The organism is Stenotrophomonas maltophilia, from assembly GCF_039555535.1.
Taxonomy (GTDB): Bacteria; Pseudomonadota; Gammaproteobacteria; order Xanthomonadales; family Xanthomonadaceae; genus Stenotrophomonas; species Stenotrophomonas maltophilia_Q.
This window is the reverse complement of the sequence record NZ_CP154630.1, coordinates 1,001,212-1,020,892: the sequence shown is the minus strand read 5'-3', so window position 1 is coordinate 1,020,892 and position 19,681 is coordinate 1,001,212. Positions and strand designations below refer to the sequence as shown.

Here is a 19,681-nt window from a genome sequence, read left to right as displayed (position 1 = left end):
CAGGTTTTTTCCAGGGACGCGCACAACCGACCAGATCAAAGAAAAATCAAACACTTACATACCAGGGAGCTTTCGCTCCCTGGCATGTCTCGTCCTTTGCGCCCACAAACCGGTCCGTTCCATCCGATGTCCGCTCAGGACCTGAACTGCCTCTTGTCCGTACCTGATACAGATCCGTACCGGTACGGCTCTCCTACGACACCAACCGAGACGCTTGCGCTTTCAGTCTGTCCTTGAGACTTCCGTTCGCTGATACCTGCACAACTTCACCCTGGCCTGATGGATAGAACTCCTCGACCACGGCCGGCACGTCTTCGTCCAGGTCCTCGAAGGCCCCGTTAGCGAAGCCCTGTCTCGCCGCCTCATCCAGTGCAGCTTGGTCGATCCCCGCTGCAGCTCTTGTTGCGTGTCGCTCAATCGCCTCTGCGACAGCCTGTTCGAGCGTCAGCCCGCTCCGAACCACCAGATCGACGTAGTAGATCGCTGATCGGTAGCTCATCGTCGTGGACTTGCCCCGCAGCTTCAGCTCGAGCGGCAGACAAGACAGCCTTCCGCCCGACACTGCACTGAGGTAGTGCAGCCGTGCTGCCAGTGTGCGGATGGTGTTGTAGGAGGTGGTGCGCAGAACAAAGCTACCCATCACATCCCCCGCCCCGTCCCCAATGACCACATTCAAGCGGGCATAGGCTTTGCAGCCCCCACTGGCAAACTGACACCCATCCGGACCAGGACAAGGCAACGTCTCCATGCCTTCAGGCCCAGCACGCCGGCAGGTGTCTCCATTGCCTACACACAGCGGTCTTCCGTTCTCGCGATTGAACAGCGAATAGTCAGCCCGGAGGTTCAGGGTTGGATCGTCGAAGAGCAGGCGCACCGGGATGGATCGCAGCTTGTTACCCTCCGATGCCTTCCGCAGCTCTTCATCCAGCGGGTGCAGCACCCAGCCATCACGGTTCTGTACCTGGCTGGTGAGGGTGAACTGGTCGTCCTTTTCGGGCAGCCGCTTGCCATTGCGCTCTACTACCCGGCCGATGGAAATACGCCCAATCACGGGCGGCGTTATGGCCAGTCCCTTCAGCATGATGTGACCTCTTTGATCGTGGTGTTGATCCGGAATCGGCGCGACCCCGGACGGACTGCCGTGTAGGCCGCAGCGATCTCCGGGTGCTCGGCTGCGAGCCGCTTGGTATCCAGTGACGTGCCATCCTTACTACGGCGGTAGATGACTTCTCCCAGTGAGCCGAACCGGGCAATGGAAGCGTCCCCCATGGCTTGCTGCAGTGTCTGCTTGAGCAGTTCTACCTGCTGTTCCTGCTCTGCAACTGCCTCAGTGAACGAGACAAGGTTGGTGAAGGTCTCGACCAATTCCGGGTCCTGACTGAAATCGACAACGGTGTCCTTGCCTGGGTACAAGCTCCGCAACGCCCTGGCCGCTGACTCCGAGCCATCGGCTGCTGGCTCGATGTCATTGATGACGTGCTCCCAGAACCGGACCTCCAATACCACCAAGCGGCTGATGATCTCTTCGTCTCGCTCAATACGGTGGATCCTCAGCGCCTGGCCACACAGCAGCACTGCCACATCTGCTGCCTGCTTCCCCGTCACTGCCAACTGATGCTGTACCTGCAGCTGCACGTACTCGGGAACCCCGTCTTTCCACAACCGAGAGCCGAACTCCCCTGCTGTCTTGCACTCAAGGATTTGGACCCCCGGGGAACCAATTACCTCTCGATCGAGGTTGGCCAGCATGTGCGGAAAGGTCGGGTGCTGCAGAACGGCGTTGACCCGACGTACCCGGTTCCCCGTGCGCTCCTGGTAGGCCGTGGCCACCATGGGTTCGAGCAGGGTTCCCCAGTAGCGGGGATCCTCTTGTCCAGGGGGGATCTCTTCCATTGGCTTGCGGCCCGTCTTCTCCTGCCACAGCTCCAGCTGGCTCTTGTAGGGGTTCAACCCGACGGCGGTGGCAGCATCCGAACTACCGATGCCGCCATTGCGGACCTCCAGCCACTGCTGGCGATCCAGTGAACGCGTATCAACCAAACGCAACGCGGTGTGCTTGCTCATTGGCAATCTCCGGAATAGAAAAGGCCGCCTTGATGGGCGGCCTTGGTCAGGTCTTTCATTTCAAGCTATCGATGTGGGCAAGATGAATGGGCGAAGCGACAGCACTGATCGCTGCAGCTCTGTCAGACCATGCCTTGAGAGGCCATCGAGACCACCTCATGGCTGGTGACAACGAAATGGTCCAACAGCCTCACGTCCACGGTGTCCAAGGCAGCCTTCAGCCGCGCCGTGACTGCCCGATCTGACGCAGAGGGCTGCAAGCTACCGCTTGGATGGTTGTGAGCCATGAGTACCGCCGATGCATTGTGGGCAAGTGCCCTCTGAACCACGATCCGAGGATGGACCTCGGCTGCATCAATCGTCCCTGAGAAAAGCCGCTCAACTGCGATGAGCTGGAACTGCGTGTTGAGAAAGGCAACCTCGAAATGCTCGCGGTTTTCGCCTCCCAGACGTAGCCGGAAGAACAATGCACCCTGGGTTGCTCCTCCCAGCACCTCCCCTGGCAACGATGCCCGTTTCTGCAGGATCTGCAGCGCCCTCGCAATCGTCCTGTCCTCACGTACCCGGATCCTGCTCTCCTCCTCATTGGATCCGGCCCCTAATGTGGTCATGTGATAGGCCTGCGCTTCCATCAGGCCACCAACTTCATCACTTCATCCCACGCGCGCTGCTTGAGCTGAGCTCCAGCACCGAACCATGCCGCATCACGGCGGTGATCATCGCTACGAGCTCGTCGGTGGTGGTCAACGTACTCCGTGACGCTGTTGAGTACGCCCCAGGCCGTTGCACGGCTGGAAGGCAACAACGCGCCTCGACCGCCGCCCTCATACAGGGCACGGACACTGGCCAGCGCCTGCTCGTTGACGACCTCAGCGGTGGTGCCCTGGCCTTGGTAGGTAAGCACCCGTCGCAACAGACCATCGACCGTATCGGGGTCAACTGGACGGTCACAGATGGCTTTCATGCGAGACACGAAGTTGTCCCAGGTCGAGACGGTGATCCCCAACTGGCGCTTCACAGCATCCGGGTCGAACTGACTGCGGTGCGGGACCTTGATGGCTCCGCTGCTGTCTCCCAGAGCGATCTGTAAGGTGTTGTTGCACACCACCCGCACCGAGGTGAACTGCGCCGTGGTGGCCAACGTGCCGTCACAGGCAGTAGCAAGCAAAAGATAGCCATCCACCCGGTCACGCCCCTTCAGCGACGTGCTCTGGCCCGTACGAGCCATGGCCCAGAACTTCTTGCCACCCTTGAGCACACCCGCCGTCTCCAGTTCAAAGCCACTGTGCTGCGTCAGATTACGGTAGAACTCCAGGATCTCTCCCGGCTGGACCACCTTGAACCGCTTGGAGACGACTGCCAACGGCTCCCTGGTATCGGAGCGATAGAGCACTTTCTGCTCCGGGAAGGAGTGGATGGCACCGATGGCATTGCTACCCGTGATGAAGCGGACCTCGGAGTCCTCGATCTGCCAATCCATGCCTGCCTGACGCTTCCAGACCTCAATGGGCTGTTGCTGTTCAAGCTTATTGCCCAGACCGTGCCACGGCTTAGCACCGGCATAGGCCATTGTTTCAACCAGATGCATCGTATTTTCCTCGCTTCTTACGGCACAAACGCACAAGGCCCGGACGATGCCGGGCCTTGTGCGTATGCCAATGCAGTATCAATTAAAAGGGTCGATGTCTTCACTGCCCGAAGACAGAGCACATCGAGCAACCGCAGCGATGATGGATGCTGCGACGACCAAAACACAGTACAGACAATCGGATCTTTCTTTCATACAGCCATATCCAAAGCAGATGCATCATCGCGGAGCATCTACACGCGAAGCCAGCAGCCGCCAGCCTCATCAAAATGATATGTGCTTGAGATTTTTTACAATCATATTAATAAAATTAAACTGAATTTCTTTTATGGAAAATCAGGTCAAATATTTATTCCAACCCTGAATATATCAACCTTGGTCTCAAGACATTTACGCAAACTGAGATCATTTACGCCTACCTCGAACCACCCTCCGGGCTTTTGGAAGAAGTCCAACCCCCGGCCAATCTTGATCACCCAGCCGTTGTCGATACGAATCTCTCGGTCGTGCATGTTCGGGTTCAACTTCACTTCCAGCTCGACATCCAATTCCAGCAGGCTCTGCTTCAACTCATCGAGCTTCTCAGCGATGTCGGCCAACTGGGTCTTATCGTCGTAGCCGGTGATCAGGCTGATCTTCTTCACGGTTCCAGCCTTCAGCACCGTTTCGCAGAAGCGCACGAAATTCTGAATCTGGTGTTGCAGACGAATGTACGGATCTTCGATCACGACAGACTTCGCGCCTTGGAGGTAGGGGCCGAGGATCGACTCATAGCTGTACCCGGTGTCGCCATAGAGGATGGTGAAGTGCTGTTCCTTGAGCTCGATCGGTGACGGCCCAACCGCAATCGAAGCCGGGGCCGGTGATACCGGGGTCGGGCCCGCTGGAGTCTCCAGTGCAGCAGGTGCCGCTTGTGCAGTGGGTTGCACTTCGACTGCCTCAGTCGGCTGCCCATCCGCCTGATTCAAGCGACGGCGAGCTGGCTCCTGTGTTGCCGATGCATCTTTGGACTCAGGGCAGAAGACCACCACCTCCTCACCGCTGGCCTTGAAGTAAGACAGATTGATCCGGGCAAACTCGTCATCCGGTTTGCGCTTGTTCATCTGCTCCTTGACGCGGCGGCGGCACTCCGTGGCATAGGCCACGTATTCCTCGAACTCCTCATCCGTCGGCGGCCCGTTGGGGTGCAGCACCTTCAAGAATGCACAGACGGTCTTCTTGATACCTTTCTCGTCGCGCCCCTCGATTGATTTACCGAGCCGAATGCGCTTGCTCACTTCCTCATACCGATTCGTGTGCTTGAACTGGTAGTGGAAGGCCTCGGCCAAATAATCAGTGATGAAGCCGTAGTTGCTGGTCAGGAACTCGCTGCTGTTCTTCGGCATCTCCCAGCCTGGAATGTACGCGGCGAAACGGTCCATCACGGCCAAGTCGAGCTCTGGCGGCAACGGCTGGAAAAGATCGTGCTCGTTAGAGTTGACCACCTGCTGCACGGACACGTCGATGTTGCCAACGAAGCTCAAACTGGCATCAGCAATAACCTCAGCCCCGCGCGAAAAGCGCCCGTTGGCCATGAAGTCCTTCATGATCTGGATGGTGTCCGGATCGCGCACTTTGATCCCGCCAACCTCGTCAAAGGCAACCGTGTCCCAGAAGCCAACCAAGCCCACCTTGCGGCGCGCGTTGTTGTAGAACAGCGTTGCCTTGGTCGCTTGGCCGCCCGAGATCAAGGTGGCGTAGGGCGAGAATTCACTGAAGAAATAGGACTTGCCGGTGCCGCGTGGTCCCAGCTCGATGTAGTTGTAGTTGGGCTCAACCAGCGCAGCCAACCTGGCGATGAAGTGCATCTGCACGCGCTTCGAGAGCTTGCTGGGTTCCAGTCCCACAGAGCGTAACACCGCCGCGAGCCACTCATCACGCGTGAATGCCCCGCGCCCCTCTGCATAACGGTCGAAGTCAAAACGAGTCAGCTGGATCGGCCGCAGATCCTCAATGGAAAACGCATAGTCGTCTTCATCTATGTCGTTGTGCGCCAGGGTCACCTCCGCCCAAATGCCACCTTCCAGCAACCTGTCGTTGTCGCGGTAGAATTTTTCACCAATCGCGATGCGTTGCGAGTTGAAGTTCTCCAGCGATGCCCAGTGGCGCTTTTCTTTTTCGACGTAACGGACATGGACCTTGTCGATGAAGCGATGCTTGCCCTTGGTGGCGACCTTGGACTGCGCGGCGTTGGCCTCGTCCGGCCTAACGTAGTTCTCCTGCAGTGACGACAGCACGGCCTCCATGCCAGCATCCATCTCTGCCTGGTCATTGCTGGCGCAATACTTGGCAAGGAGGAACTCCAGGACGAACGTCGGGACGTTGGTGCCTTTTTTGATTCGATGCAGCAGGTCTTTGCGAAGCACCTTGCCGTCGAATGTGGCGTTTAGTTTTTGGTCGAGTTCGTCCATAGGGCTCATTCCGTATAGTCGGTTTCAAGCGCCAGATTGCTGTAGGCAGCCAGAGTCGTTGGGTTCAGCGCTTTGACCGAGAACTTGCCTCTGAACTCATCATCCATTCGCAGCGCAATCTGCTTGCGCTGGCCTGGCATCAGGGTCAAAGTTCTGGTCGCGGGGTTCACATCGCCACCTGGGCGCGGCTCTCCCACCACATTGCCCTTGCTGTCTTGCGCTTCCAGCAAGATCTCCACGCTCATGTCTTGCGAGAACATGTCGTCGGCCACCAGTATCACTTCGATGACCGGCAATCGCGTAGTTATTCGTTTGGCGCCGTTCTTGTAGCTCAACTCCACCACCACCTTGCGCAGTTCCGCATGAGCAGCGGTATCCAACCTGGCCACCAACACCGGCACAACGGCCTCGGCCAGGGATGCTCCGCCGTGGAAATACAGGTGCCCTGAGCGATAAGGCGCCATGCTGCGCGGTAGTGCCACTTGGGTGAAATCACCGCGAATGCCGACCTTCTCTGCACTGACAACCAAGCTGTGACCATCCGCTGTGCCGTCGCCCAGCATCATGCGGTCATGGGCATTCACCGGCCACTTGCCTTGCGGTTTCACGCATACATCGCCAGCTTCTGCTTGCGCGTTCAGGAAGAAGCCGTGGTCGGTGACGATGACCGCCTCTTTGAAGCCCATGCCACGCAGCTTATGCAGTGCCACGCGGATCAGCTTCAGCGTGCCAGGGATCAGCCCGAGCGTTGTCTCGGGGTTGCTTTCCAGTTGGCTGTCGATTTCCGTGGAGCGCAGCACCAGCAGGTCGACGGTTTCGGCAATCTTTGGCTTACCGCGAACAAAGTCGTTCAGCGGCATTTCCGCGAAGCGGTCGCCATACAGCTTGGCCAGCACACCCATGCGTTGCGGGACATTGCTCACCGGCGCGCCCGCCAGCTTGGGCACCAGGGAATCGTTCTCCAGTGATAGGGTCAGCCCCGTGCGTGCGCCAGGCAGCAAGCTCGCCATGCCCACCAGGGTGATGGTCGGAAGCTGCGCATAGGCCGCTTGCAGTTCGACGGGACCGTCTTCCGCCAGCAGCTTTTCGAGGGCCACGCCCAACTCGTAACGCAGGGCGTCCACCATCAGGTAGGCCACTTTGCGTCCGCTTTCCTTGAGTCGATCAGCCACCAGCCGATCAAAGGCATCGGCATTGGCCAGGCGCCCAGTGGGTGGCCAACCGGCGGACTCAACGTGCTTCACAAACACGCCCTGAACCTTCTCTGCCAAACGGCGATAACGCGCCCGAGCTTGGCTGATCACTTCATGCATCAAGCCATGCGGGTCGAGGAAGTCGCCCGCCGCTTGTTCGAACTCGCGCTGCAGACGATCTGCTTCACGCAGGCTGCCCAGGTAGAAGTCGATCAGCTCCGCTTGCGAGCGGGCGTGATCCGGTAGCTGGCGCTCAAAATCGTCGCAGGCCTCAACCAGGCTCAAGCCAGACCGCACCAGCTCCCACTGGGCCTGGCTTTCGCCCTTGCCGAGCCATACCGAACTCTTGTGGCGGGTCAGCACACGGCGCGTGGCATCGGTGTCACCGCTGATAATGCCCTTGATCGCAGTGCGCAGGAAGGTCCGCTCTTCGAAGGGGAAGGTGTCGCGCTCGCCCAGGTCTTCAATCGCACCGCACAGATCGGTCAGGTTGAGCTCCGCCTCGGTGGTCTCGGCGCGCTCGATGTATATCGCGCGTGACTTCGGGTCGCTGCGCAGACGGTCGCACACATCCTCGACGATGGGTTTGGCTTCCATCGGTGCGTGCGGCACCCCCTTCAAGGTGTCCGGCAATGCCACCGGCAAATCAAACACGAACTCGCTGAACAGCACGTAGCGCCACAGCTCATCCGCCAGGGCGGACCAGGTCTTGCCGCGCGTTTTCACGCTCAGGCCCAGAGTGGCTCGGAGGAAATCACGCGCCTCTTGCACCCAGCCTTCCTGCCCCTTGAGCGCCTCGGATTGACTGGCACTCGGGGCCAGCAATGCGGCCAGAATCTCGCGGCCGGACTCCACCCGCAGAGTGGCTCGCAACTGGGGCCAACTCACACCGCCGCCAATGGCGTCAATCACCGCATACTGCGGTCGTGGTTCGCGCACAAATAGGCTTCGAATTTCTGTCGCGTAATCTGGCTTAGCACGCAGGCACAGGCTCAGGTACTCGTCGCCATCGTCTTGCGGGAACACCGCGCCGCATTCTGCGTACAGCGCGAATGGATCAGCTTGCTTTTGCTCGTCTGTCTCTGGCCGCTTGGAGGGAACATAGATCAACACACCTTCCAAGGGCGCCTTGGGCTGTCCTACATCGCGCAGCGCCAGCAGCGCTGCCTCGCGGCTTTCGATGCTGCTTTCAGACGCATCTACCACCCGCACCTTGTCAGCCGCCAAGTCGAAACACAGCTCGCGGTAGCGCTTGTCGGCGTCATACACCACCAAGGCGCCAGCTTGCTTCAGACGCGGCCGCAGTACGCTTTCTCGAATGAATTCTGCAATCGTCATTTGTCACCCCGCAGGCTCAGGATGGACATCACCTCCTTGAGCATCTTGTCTGTTCGCGCCGTAATGGCGGCCTCGTTCCAATCATCTCGGCTGGCCAAGTCGGCATTCAGGTACAAGCCGTTGCGGTAGCCAATGAAATCACCCTGATCGTTCTTGCGATCGCGCTTCTTCAAGAATTCCATCGTGCCGAGCTTGGAGTTGTAGCCACTCAGGGTCAGGTTGCCGAGCTGGTGCGCACAGCGCTCGCGAATGGCAGCCGCAGTGCCTTTCTGGTTCCCTTCGAGCATCGTCACCCAGCCCGGCCCCAAGTTTTCGGTCTTCGGCAGGATGTGTTCGACGGTAAAAACGGGGCGATCATTGGCGTCATGCACCCCCAGGTCGCGTTTGTTTTCACGGGTTTGGTGTGTCTCTTCCAGCTTGCAGAGCATGAACCGCGTGGCGTCGTAATTCTCCAGGTACACATCGCCCTTGAGGCGCGACTCGCAAACATCCTGCGGGGCTGCCCGTCCCAGCAACCAATTACTGCTCTGCTGGATGAAGCCGTCCAGCGCCGTGATCTCGCAACTGCGAATCTGCGTCAGCAGGTGGCTGACCAGTTCCATGAACATCGGGTCGAGTTCACGGGTCGGCGGCATATCGGTGAGGTTCCGCCAAAAGAACCACTTGGTGAGCAAAGCGGCCAAGCGGCTCAATGCGTCGCCCTCATTCCACTTCTGGCTCTGCGCGACCTGGCTGGCCCACAACAAGAATGCGTAAGCCGGCGCGGCTCCTAGGCGCTGCAGGTCTTGCAAGGCCGCTGCGGCAGCGTCGCCCCATTCCGCGCGTGCAACCATGGGATTGAGCAGCGCCGAGTAGGTTTTGCCCTTGGCCTGAAGCGCACCGAACAGCCAGACCGGTCGCTTGCGCAGCAGGGTGTCGTAGATGGTGATCAGGTTCGAGCGCGTGGCGCGGGTACAACCTTTGACCTCGACCCGCTTGAGGTACTTGAACATGTTGTAAAGCTGGCGCAGGAAGCGCTCCTGCACCGCCGGGTCGGGCAACAGGTCGATCAGGTCTTTCCACTCGTCAAATGCCCGGTCGATGCCATAGTCCGGACGCTTGTCCAACTCGGCCAGCAGGTTGTTCTTGATGATGTCGATGGCCGAGAGCGGGATACCCCGGTTGTTAATCGACTCGAACAACATGAATGCGTCGGAATGGCTGCGCACCTCGATCTTGACCAGCATGGCCGCTTTGAGCTTTTCCAGCAGGGCCAGTGCGCTGTCCTGGCTCAGCCCTTCCAGTCGCTCACAGAAGTAGCGGTAGGCGCGCGCAATGCGGCGGTTTCCGAAATTGCTCAAGCCCTTCGGCGCTTTCACCTGCTTGGGAAACAGATCGCTCAGCACCTTCTGGAAATCTGTCTTGTTCTGCGCTTGCTCGCTGGGCTCCAGACGCCACTGGCCAGAAGTGCGGACGAAGATGCGGCTTTCCAGGTTGTCCAGCTCCACCAGCAGACGGCGATCCGGATTCGGAATGGCATTCAGCTTGTCGTAGAACGCACAGAACAACAGGCTGATGGTGGTAAACCGCTGCTGGCCGTCGATCAGCTCAAGTCGGCCACCGGCCATGCCATCTTGCTGGGTGTTCACGCAGATGATGGAGCCCAGAAAGTGCCCACTTGGCGACTCCTCCAGGTCGTTGAACAGCGCGTCCCAGTTCTTGCCGCCCCATACATACTCGCGTTGGTACTTGGGAATGAAGAACGACGTGGTCCCATCGGGGCTGAAGTAGAAGCTGACCGGCAGCGCTTTGACGTCCTGAATCATTCATCGCCTCCGGTCTTCTTTCTGCCGCGCGTCTTCTTCGGCGCTACCTCGGGCTCGATGTACAAATCCTCCAGGCCATGCGCGATGGCGAGCGACTTGTCGGTCTTGCACTTCTCGCGAACGCGCTCGGGCCAGTAGTTCATGGCGAGCATCGCCCAGTCGTAGTCGCCTTTTTCCAGCTTGGCCCAGGTGTCTTTGAGCACCTTCTGCCAGGGCTTGTGGCGGAACAGCGGCCACAGCGGCGCGGCGCTGATCTGCACGCCATCATCGTGATTGGGCTTGTAGGTTGGCGCGAGCTTGAGCAGGGTGTCACGTAGCTCGATCAACTCCAGCTCGAAAGCTTGCAACGTCTCGAACTGCTTTTCGTCGTCACGGGTCCGAGCAGAACCCTTGTTGCGCAGAGCCGTCACGTCAGCGCCGACTTGTTTGAGCTTGGGTTCGACGAAGTCGTTGATCGCCGTATACAGTGTCTGGCTGCTGAGGCTGGGGTAATAAACCCACAGCGTGTAGCTGCCAGATGCGGTGGACAGCGGCCAGTAGATAGGCGCTTTGCGGCGGCTCTTGGTGTAGCGCTGCAGGTGGAAAGCAAAGAAATCCCGTTGCAGCCAGCGACGCACGTCTTCCGGCACCGCGATATCCACGCGAGCCAATACCTCCTCCACCAGACGCGCGAGGTCATGCGGGTGCCCTTGGTCGTCCACCAGGATGCCTTCGTGCACATGGAAGGGCGCGGCCCCGCCCGGCAGCATGCCTGGGCTCTTGGCAGGCAGTGGCTCGAAGGGTTCCGGCTCGGCAGGTGCGGCGCGCTCGCCGATGGCCAAGCGCCAGTCGAAACGGCCAAATGCCACGCCGACAGTCCAACTTAACAGGCCCGCCGTGTGGTCGCCCGGCGCTACGCGGTCTTCGTCGTCGGCCTCCTCGTCGAGGAGTTCGTCCGCTGCGCTCGCCGCCCCCTGGCTGGCCTGTACGGCGGTGCGGTCGGTATCGGAAAAGCCATAGAGGTCGAAGGCGATGGCGTCGATCTCAGCCTGAATGCGGGCAAGCTCTGCTTCAATAGCGGGAGGGTCGTAATCGCCCAGGCGAGAGCGCAGCGCGGCAGGCAGCGCAAACGCATGAGAGGTCTCTTCGATGGTGTCCAATGTGCGCTTGAGGGACCAGGCGCGGCACGACAATCTTGCCAGCTGAGATGATTGTGCATCTCCAATCGAGGGCCAGGGAAGCAACTGCAAAATACCGACGATAAACTCGGGGAACCCAAAGCGACCTAGAGCAACCTTAAAGAGATAATCAAAGGCTTGACTATTAAATAACGCCAGCGCTATCAATTCATCTCCCTCTGGGAAGAATGCGCAGTATCCACGGGCTGAAAAGCTACTTGCGCTCGCCAGTGCTTGAGGTGAAAAGCTTCGCGATCGCAGCGGCCACGTCAACCCCTTGCGACCGAAATACTCATTACCGTCAAGCCGTGTGCCAGCGATCGCCTTTGTTTGATAGCCAGCCCGCAACTCGCCCCCTTCATCCACCCATTTCAGGAGGAGCTGTTGGTCCGCATAGTAAGGTGAATGACTGCCGCCTTTTGCAAACGGCAACCACCCATCAGGGTTCATAGATTCCCACCATGCCCGCAGGAAACGATCGTCGTTTCCAGTCGTAAGCCCGTGTTTTACAAACCGGCCATCACACTCAAATCTGTCAAATTGGCTGAACTTTTCACGTACCTCTCCGCTCACCCAATAAGCGAATGGCGAGCCCGGTACTGCCCGGAACGATTCCGGCGCCACCTGAAATGACCGCGCATCACTCTGTCCTGTACGCAAGGCGCTGCAACTGGCCAGCAAATTAGTGGCTTTATCTTTATCCGCTAGCAGGCGTAGAAAGATTGTCATGCCTGTTTCTCCAATACATAGGCAGCAGCCTCGACCATTGCATCGTCCATTACTCCAAGCCCAAGGTCGGCCATCACTTCGGGGCGGGCAACGCCCAGCACCACATCCTCCCGCCACTTCTGAAAACTAGAGAGGAAGAAGCAAGTGCGCGATGTAATGGCGCCAATGCGCCCTCCAGAGCGCAGCAGTTCCAGGCCACGCTCGACCATGATGGCCAGCAGGTCGTTCTTGCTGCGCGGGTAGGCTTTGGCGAGCTGGTTCTTTGTGTTGGCAGCCAGTGCGCCAAAAGGCGGATTCATCACCACGACATCGAACACTTCACGGCATAGATCGATGAGCCGGAGACCTTGCAATGCGTCCTGTGCAAAAAGCCGCCCTTGGTAGGTGGATTTCGCCGCCTGGGCAAACTCGGTCAGCGCCTCACGCAGGCGCGCCTCCGCTTGCTGCCAGTTCTCTTGCTCCTGCGCAGCAAACAGGCCGGTGCCTTTGCCGACATAGACCTGGCGAATCAAGTTCGGCAGTTCGCGCTCGACCTGGAGCAGCACACCCAGCTCCGGCAGGCCCTTGAGCAGTTGCAGCGTCTTCTCGAATAGCTCGGCGTCGCGCTGATCGAGGTTGGCCGCAAACTGCTGGCGCAACTCACGCTCTGCCGGCGGCGCAATGGCGGCCACCACATGGCCCCGCCCGATCAGCGGGCGGTCTTTGGCCTTCACTCCTGCGTCGTGCCAAGCACGTTGCGCCCGCAGCCACAGCGCCAGCGAGGCGATCTGCGCGGCGCGCGGGTCGATGTCCACGCCATAGATATTGTGCTCGATGATCAGGCGCGGCACGTCGCACAGGAATGCCGCTTCGTCCTCATAGGTCTGGCTCAGTGGTTTGAGCGCAGCCTGGGGCTGGGTCGAGACTTCCAGCGAGCCCGGCCCGTGCTGTTGTTCCCAGGCCCAGGCCTCGCGATAGATCTCGGCAAAGAGATCGAAGGCATACAGGCCGAAGTGCATGGAGCCGCAGGCCGGGTCCAGCAGTTTGAGGGTGCGCGGGTCGCGCAGCTTGGTGGCTGCTTGAAGCGTTTCGTCGGGCTTGACCAGCAGGTACTGGCAGCGCTCCCGAAGGCCGGTGACCCCACCGGTCGCGTTGAACCAGAGACGCCCGAGGGTGTTGTCCACCAGAAACTCCACCACGTAGCGCGGAGTAAAGAACTGGTTGCGCACGGCCAATTCGCGGCTGTTGCGCGGCGCCTGGCTGGCATCGCGCATGGCTTTGCGCTCTTCTTTGGAGTTGAAGTACTGGTAGATCCAGCCGATGGTTTCGTCCTCGCTCCACAGTGGGGCGATGTCGGCATCGTTGATCAGGTTCAGCACTTGCAGCAGTGCCGCCTCGCGCGGGAACAGGCGGCCCTGCGGTGAGTAGCGGTCGAACAGGCCCGGCAGGTCTTGCGCGAGTTCATCAAACACACTGAACAGGTACACACGGTAGGCATCGCCGGTTTCACCCAGGCCGGTGCCGGCCAGTCGCGCATAGAGCTGAAAGCCCTTGGCCTGGAAGCCGTTGCCCACCGACTCGATCAGCAGCCCCCGCGCTTCCGCCATGCGCAGCGCTGCCAGGCGGTTGAGCACGGTAAAGGCCTGCTCGCGCACGATGCGATCCAGCCCCTGCATGGCGTTCATGTCGCCGCTGGCTGTGTAGTGCGCCAGGGTGTCGCGCAGGATGCGGGCAGTTTCGCGCTGCGCGTCGTTGATATGGCGCAGGCTGGCTAGCTCCGCCACGGTGCCCGCGTTGGGGTCCATGCCGTAGTCGTTCTGCAGCTGGCGGGTGAATTCCTCTTCCAGCACGCGGCGCGCGTCGTTGACGAAGCGCTGGAGGCGGTTTCTTGTTGTTTGGTCGAAGGCCATGGATTAGCGCGCTCCAGTATCGTAGGCGGCGAGATCTCGATCCAGCGACCAAATCAACACACGCGACATGGCATGGCGGTCGCGAGTTTGCTCCCATTCTTTGATGATGGAGAGGTCACTGAGGCTGACGCCTTCACGAGTTTGACGGTCTGACTTATTGCGTTGCGCATAGCCAGGGAAATCGCCAAGCCAGCGTAGAAAGACTTCGCTATCGGGAAAATAAGTTGTTCTAAAGGGCGCCTTGTTATTGAACGCCTGTGTAACTTGCTCGACGAGTGACTGAGCAAACTGGCGACGCAGACGGCCATCGACCAGGTCGGCAATATGATCACCAGTCTCCCAAATGGTAGCCATTGGCAAAAGGAAATAATCGCCTTGCTCAACCCGGACTACAAATTCGTCCAAGATGTTGCCTCGATCTTGATTGAAGCCTGGCACGTCCAAAACATTCAGATACACCGACGTATCCAGCAAGACGATGTCACTCATTGCTGGCTCCCGAACGCATCTTGGCCAGCCAATCCAGCGCACGCTGTTTGCGTGCATCACCCGTTGGGTGATACTTGACGAAGCGCTCCAACGCACCAGAGGTCATCAGGTGGCCCAGGGTGCCTTGAGCTATCAGTTCTGGATAGTCAGGAACATCGGCCAGGCGCACCAGGCGGCTGGCGCCGTCTTCAGGGTGGCGATAGCAAAAAACCACATCAGGTACAGCACTGTCCGGCAACGCATCCAGCATGGCTGGATTGTGGGTAGAGAGCAGTACGCGCAGGTTGCGCTGGCTAGCGATGTTTTGAATTTGTTGCAGCAGGTGGTGAGCCCGGCTGGGGTGTACGCCATTGTCGATTTCTTCGATCACCACCAGACTGCCTTCCGGGGCTGACAACATCGCAGCGGCAATAGCCAGAACGCGCAAGGTGCCATCGGAGAGCAAAGAAGCATCTCGCTGATCTGTCCTGCCACCAAAGGTCTCGGTGAGCTGAACCATCACGCCACCGCGCGGCTCCTCTAGGAAGGACAGGCCGGCGATATCTTGCTCGGGCAAGCTCTGAATGAAACTTAGAATGGCGACACGGTTGCTGGCATGAGGCTCATTCTGAGCTTGTTCCTCACGCCCCCACAGATTGAATAACACCGCCGAGACGTTGCGGCCGTTGCCTTGCAAGTCTTTGTCAGAGGGAAACGCATACTCACGCATTTGTGCTGGCACGGGATCGAGAAAAAGAATGGCAGCAAGCAATTGCTCCAAGTCTTTAGTAATCGGAGGAATTCGCTCTCGCGATGTTTTGTGCGCCGCGTCGAAAGTAGCTGGGCTCGTTAGCTGCGTGAATATTGCCGCTTGGTCAGTGCACGTCACACGTGGCTTTCTGCCGCCTTTTGCGAAGTTGTTGTACGCCACTCTGGCGTCAGTGCCCTGGCCATTTGAGGGTTGATCCATTGTGTACAGCGGCACAGAAGCACCTGTGTGAGTCAGGGTTTCCTCTGTGATATGCAGACCATCCGTGCGGCGGCCAATTCGCATACTGAGCTGATTCCACTCGGTGGCATTCGTATACGCGCCCAAACCAAAGGACTCGCCACGGTGATAAGCCAAATCCTCAAGCTTACCGCGCACGACTTGATCACCGCTTTGCACAGCAAACCGGATAGCCGAAAGTTTTTGCCCTTGAGCCAGCCAGGACAAGAGTCGCAAGCATTCGATGACATTGCTCTTACCTGAGGCATTAGCACCGATCAGTACCGTCAGTGCAGACAGCGGTAATGTTGCCTGTCGGTAGCTTTTGAAGTCTTCCAAAGTGATGGCCGTGAGCATGGTCACTCTCCTTTGAGCGCAAATGACACTTCGATCTCGGCATACAGCGCGAGCTGAGCCTTGATCTCGTGGAGCTGTTGAATCAGCGCGTCGATGTCTGCCGCAGAGGTCATCTTCACCGGCACGGCAATTGACTTGGTGAGCTTGACCGGTCCTTTTCCGCCGGTCTTGGCGCGCTCTTCTTCCATGCGCTGGCGAAGCCGTTCCTGACCCTGGCGTTGAATGAAGCGCTTAAGGTCTTCGAGAGTGCTGTTGATGTCGTAGTCGCGGGCCAGTAGCTTCTTGAGTCCGGCCAGATCCTGTGTAGCAGCCAGGGCGAGTCCGTCCAGCCGGTTCACGGCGTTGCCGCGCTCCTCCTGGGTGAGCTCTTCCCACTCGGGGATGCGCTGCAGATCCTCGACACCTTCCTTCAAACGCAGTTTTTGCTGGTCGGAGAGCGTGATGACCGCATCGCGCACGCGGCCCTTCAGATGGGTGAGCTGCGAATTGAAGTCGGCGGTGTGTTTGTAGAAGTCTTCTTTGCCCAGGCGCTCTGACAGGGTTCCCAGATCTTCGGCAAGTTCGCGGCGCAGCTCCCCTGGCACACCGGTATCCGGCAATGCCTCGATGTCGCGGCGATGAGCTTGCAAATCACGTAGGGTGGCGTCGAGCCCGTTGTCGAGCACCCGCTTCACTTCGAGGGCCCACTTGAGATTGTCGTAAATGGCGGAGGTTTCGGCACCCAGGCGCTGCGGGGCGTCGGAGGCATCGGTGAACAGGACATCGGCAATGTCCTGGTTCAAAGTACGGATGCGTTCGCTACCCGCCAGCCCAAGGCCGCTGAGCTTTTCAGCCAAGGAGCCGTAATCGTGCTGGAAGCGCGGGAAGTGCTTGGCCGCCGCCTTGCTGATCTCTTGCTCAAGCGGGATCACCATGTCACCGACCAGTTCAGTGAGCCGCTCTGCCGCCCGACCGAGCATTTCGATGGACGGGCGCTCGTCGCGCAGGGCCACGCCGATCTGCTTGAAGGAGTTGTTGGTCTTCAGGGCATCGATGGCCTGTTGCCCAGCGGCCGTGACTTCGCGTCCCGAGACCTTGAGCTTGATCTCTCCAGCCATAAGCATGGCCGCGACTATGTACCGCGTGGTGTCCGGCGACCACCCGAACGGGGCGCTGCTGAAGTCGTCGAGCAGGCGCTTGCCATCGACCGTGCCGCGCTTGTCGATGTAGTCGCGGATGCTGATCATCGCTTTATGGTCGGTTTTGAACGAGGCACGACCGGCCACGGTTTGCACCAAACCGAGCGGGTCCAGTGCACTGCTGATGGCTGCGGGGTTGGCGACTTTCAGGAACTTCTCGGCGGTGTCGGTTCCGGCGCGTACTGGGGCTTCGACATAGCGGTCGAAGACTTGGTCGGCCACATCGGAGAGCAGCTTCTTGGCGGCCTCCAACAGATCAGCATCCAGCGCCGATACCGCCGTAGCCTGGCCCCGGAAGACAAACGAGCCCGCTTGCAGGGTTTGCTTGATCTTGCTCTGCAGTTGGGTCGCTAGCTTGGCGGCGCGGTCGAGCTGGCCGGTGCAGTAGTCCTTGACCTCTTGGTCGGGCTCGTTGCGGTGCAGTTCGGCGATGCGCTGGCAGCGATAGATTTCGTTTGCCAGATCGTCGAGTTCGGAATTGGCGCGAGCCAAGAGCCCGATGACATTCCGGCCCGCGCGGCTGCGGGAGTCATCCAGCATCCGGTTCTTGGCGGTCTCGTAGTCGCTGGCAGGCACCAACTCGACAACGGTCTGGATGGTGCTCTGATCACCGGCCAGACTGGTGATGGCGCTGCCGGCCTGGACCTTCAGGCCCGTTGCGACGGCCATCGTGCCGTGGAGGGTGACACGGGGCAGCGGATCGAAGGTCTCACGCAGTGCATCGTTGAAGATGCGTTTCACGTCGACAGTGCGCAGTGCAATGGCGCCGCGCTCCTGTTCGATATCTCGCAGCTTCTCGCTGAGGAATACCAGGCTGCCATCCTTTTCGCCCAGCGGCACATGCACGTCGCCCAGCATTTCTTCAACGGCCTTCTTGACCGTGTCGAGCTGCGAAGCTGCTGTGACGGAGGGATGCATCAGGCTGGCGACGTTCTGCACTGACACCGGCAGGTTGCCCAGAATCTGCAGCACGGCGACGGACTTGGCGATGTCCTGATGGAGCTGCGAATCCGGGAAGCGAATCTGGACCTTGCCAACCGCTTGATGAATAGACGTGAAGGCGCGGCGGATATCCTTTTCCAGCTCGTCGTACAGGGTGACCGTGGTGGCGAGCCAGCCCACGGGCTGATCGGCCATGGCCTTGGAGCCGCCTTCACCCTTGAGGACATCCTGGATCACCTTGATCGCAGAGCGCAGGCCGATACCGCCAGTGGACTTGGCCAGTGCACCCAGCAGGTGCAGCAGGATGTCGAAGTGAGCCGGCAGGAATGGGTAGAGATTGGTGAAGCTCTCTTTGCTGAAGTCCGCGTCGTAATACTTGGCGTCTTGCAGCTTGGTGTTGTGCCGCAGCGCCTGGCCGTGGGCTTCGAACAGCTTGCCCAGCTCAGTCTCGCCAGCCGGTGATTTGCCGAGCAGACGTCGGTAGCAGATCTCTTTGATGTCGCTCGATTCCAGGTCGATCTGAATCGGAAAGCGGTCTTTCAGCTTATAGAGCTTGTCCGAGTTCAGCGCTGCGCGAGGATCGTCCTCAGTAAGGGTCTGCTGCGCAGTGGAGATGATCCAGGCCTTGCCATCGCCCAGCCTCTTGAGGTTCTTGGCCAGACCATCGAGGTTTAGGATCAGGTTGTCGCGCGAGGCTACGTACTGCCCAACTTCGTCGACGATGAAGATGATGTTCTGCTTGCCGCTCTTCTCGCGGACGATGTCGATCATCTCTTGCACGCGCTGGTCTTCGAACTGGAAGAAGCCTTCGGTGCTGGACGAGAATGACTTGGCCTCCGGGAAGAGTGCCGGGTACATCTCATGGGCGATCTTCGGGATCAAGCCATCGATGGCCAGTGGGTTGTTCTGCACGCGAGCCCAGGTGGCACCTGGTAGCGCCTGGGCGATGCGCTCATGGAGTTCGGGCGTGCGGCCGTCCTTCTCGACCATACGCTCAAAAGCGGCAACCTTCAGGTTGCGCGAGTAGCCGGCCCACTGCAGCACCTTGAAGTAGAGGACGGTGGAGACGTCTTCCATGGTGGCGCCGGCGAGCATTTCACTGGCCAGGTCCAGCATGACCACGGCGGCCGGGAAGCGCTGCGCCACGGTGCTGAGGAGAGCCTTGGTCTGCGGCTTGTGCAGGCGGTCCTGCAGGTATTTGATGAACGGAGTGCCGTCGATGGTGCGCTGATCATCAAACGCCAAGCCGAGGTACTTGGTAAACGAGCTCTTACCGGAGCCGTAAAAGCCCGAGACCCAAACGCCCACCTCATTCTCGCCACCGGACTCCATCGCGAGCTGCATGCGATCGAGGAGCTTGCGAAACTGCTCCTCAATGCTCTCGGTGACCACGTACTCGGAGATCTCAGCCTTGAGGCGGCCTTCTTGCGAGGCGCCATAGGTGATGACCTTCTCGATGGTCCGGTAGATGTCCTTGCTTGGGTCGAAGAGTGAGCGAATGGTCATATGGTTTGTCCCAGGGTTCTTTTGTCTGT

General features: G+C 59.4%; 12 protein-coding genes. All 12 read right to left on the bottom strand.

All coding sequences use genetic code 11. The annotated features are described in order from the left end of the window. Positions 1–193 precede the first annotated feature (193 nt). Positions 194–1,081 (bottom strand): hypothetical protein, encoded by an 888-nt coding sequence (locus tag AASM09_RS04660; protein ID WP_004146434.1) that lies wholly within the window; start codon positions 1,079–1,081, stop codon positions 194–196. Next, the gene (locus AASM09_RS04655) at positions 1,075–2,064 is read right to left on the bottom strand and encodes a YqaJ viral recombinase family protein (RefSeq protein ID WP_329765478.1); all 990 of its coding nucleotides are present in this window, start codon (positions 2,062–2,064) and stop codon (positions 1,075–1,077) included. The genes AASM09_RS04660 and AASM09_RS04655 overlap by 7 nt, the downstream gene beginning before the upstream one ends. Positions 2,065–2,186: 122 nt before the next feature. Beyond that, positions 2,187–2,696: a JAB domain-containing protein gene (locus AASM09_RS04650; protein WP_004146430.1), complete on the bottom strand. Its 510-nt coding sequence runs from the start codon at positions 2,694–2,696 to the stop codon at positions 2,187–2,189. Next, positions 2,696–3,652 carry a DUF932 domain-containing protein gene (locus AASM09_RS04645; RefSeq protein WP_049450099.1) on the bottom strand — a complete coding sequence of 319 codons (957 nt, stop codon included), beginning with the start codon at positions 3,650–3,652 and terminating at the stop codon, positions 2,696–2,698. The genes AASM09_RS04650 and AASM09_RS04645 overlap by 1 nt, the downstream gene beginning before the upstream one ends. 341 nt (positions 3,653–3,993) lie before the next feature. Then, positions 3,994–6,102, bottom strand: a complete 2,109-nt coding sequence (gene brxL, locus AASM09_RS04640) for a BREX system Lon protease-like protein BrxL (RefSeq protein ID WP_032968948.1) — start codon at positions 6,100–6,102, stop codon at positions 3,994–3,996. Positions 6,103–6,107: 5 nt separating this feature from the next. Continuing rightward, complete coding sequence (locus AASM09_RS04635; protein ID WP_004146427.1) at positions 6,108–8,633, bottom strand: PglZ domain-containing protein; 2,526 nt, start codon at positions 8,631–8,633, stop codon at positions 6,108–6,110. Next, on the bottom strand, positions 8,630–10,438 hold the full coding sequence (locus AASM09_RS04630) for a DUF262 domain-containing protein (protein ID WP_004146426.1): 1,809 nt from the start codon (positions 10,436–10,438) through the stop codon (positions 8,630–8,632). The genes AASM09_RS04635 and AASM09_RS04630 overlap by 4 nt, the downstream gene beginning before the upstream one ends. Continuing rightward, the gene (locus tag AASM09_RS04625) at positions 10,435–12,324 is read right to left on the bottom strand and encodes a hypothetical protein (RefSeq protein WP_032968946.1); all 1,890 of its coding nucleotides are present in this window, start codon (positions 12,322–12,324) and stop codon (positions 10,435–10,437) included. The genes AASM09_RS04630 and AASM09_RS04625 overlap by 4 nt, the downstream gene beginning before the upstream one ends. After that, positions 12,321–14,213: an Eco57I restriction-modification methylase domain-containing protein gene (locus tag AASM09_RS04620; RefSeq protein ID WP_062607677.1), complete on the bottom strand. Its 1,893-nt coding sequence runs from the start codon at positions 14,211–14,213 to the stop codon at positions 12,321–12,323. Before AASM09_RS04620 ends, AASM09_RS04625 begins: the two co-directional genes overlap by 4 nt. A gap of 3 nt (positions 14,214–14,216) precedes the next feature. After that, positions 14,217–14,702 (bottom strand): hypothetical protein, encoded by a 486-nt coding sequence (locus tag AASM09_RS04615; RefSeq protein ID WP_032968944.1) that lies wholly within the window; start codon positions 14,700–14,702, stop codon positions 14,217–14,219. Further along, positions 14,695–16,026, bottom strand: a complete 1,332-nt coding sequence (locus tag AASM09_RS04610) for an AAA family ATPase (RefSeq protein WP_004146423.1) — start codon at positions 16,024–16,026, stop codon at positions 14,695–14,697. Before AASM09_RS04610 ends, AASM09_RS04615 begins: the two co-directional genes overlap by 8 nt. A gap of 2 nt (positions 16,027–16,028) precedes the next feature. Then, the gene (gene brxC, locus AASM09_RS04605; RefSeq protein ID WP_004146422.1) at positions 16,029–19,652 is read right to left on the bottom strand and encodes a BREX system P-loop protein BrxC; all 3,624 of its coding nucleotides are present in this window, start codon (positions 19,650–19,652) and stop codon (positions 16,029–16,031) included. Positions 19,653–19,681 lie beyond the last annotated feature (29 nt).

Coding starts and splice junctions, on each gene's coding strand:
- AASM09_RS04655 (WP_329765478.1), bottom strand. CDS start 2,064: ATGAGCAAGCACACCGCGTTGCGTTTGGTTGATACGCGTTCACTGGAT.
- AASM09_RS04645 (WP_049450099.1), bottom strand. CDS start 3,652: ATGCATCTGGTTGAAACAATGGCCTATGCCGGTGCTAAGCCGTGGCAC.
- brxC (WP_004146422.1), bottom strand. CDS start 19,652: ATGACCATTCGCTCACTCTTCGACCCAAGCAAGGACATCTACCGGACC.
- AASM09_RS04625 (WP_032968946.1), bottom strand. CDS start 12,324: ATGACAATCTTTCTACGCCTGCTAGCGGATAAAGATAAAGCCACTAAT.
- AASM09_RS04610 (WP_004146423.1), bottom strand. CDS start 16,026: ATGCTCACGGCCATCACTTTGGAAGACTTCAAAAGCTACCGACAGGCA.
- AASM09_RS04620 (WP_062607677.1), bottom strand. CDS start 14,213: ATGGCCTTCGACCAAACAACAAGAAACCGCCTCCAGCGCTTCGTCAAC.
- AASM09_RS04615 (WP_032968944.1), bottom strand. CDS start 14,702: ATGAGTGACATCGTCTTGCTGGATACGTCGGTGTATCTGAATGTTTTG.
- AASM09_RS04650 (WP_004146430.1), bottom strand. CDS start 2,696: ATGGAAGCGCAGGCCTATCACATGACCACATTAGGGGCCGGATCCAAT.
- AASM09_RS04660 (WP_004146434.1), bottom strand. CDS start 1,081: ATGCTGAAGGGACTGGCCATAACGCCGCCCGTGATTGGGCGTATTTCC.
- AASM09_RS04630 (WP_004146426.1), bottom strand. CDS start 10,438: ATGATTCAGGACGTCAAAGCGCTGCCGGTCAGCTTCTACTTCAGCCCC.
- brxL (WP_032968948.1), bottom strand. CDS start 6,102: ATGGACGAACTCGACCAAAAACTAAACGCCACATTCGACGGCAAGGTG.
- AASM09_RS04635 (WP_004146427.1), bottom strand. CDS start 8,633: ATGACGATTGCAGAATTCATTCGAGAAAGCGTACTGCGGCCGCGTCTG.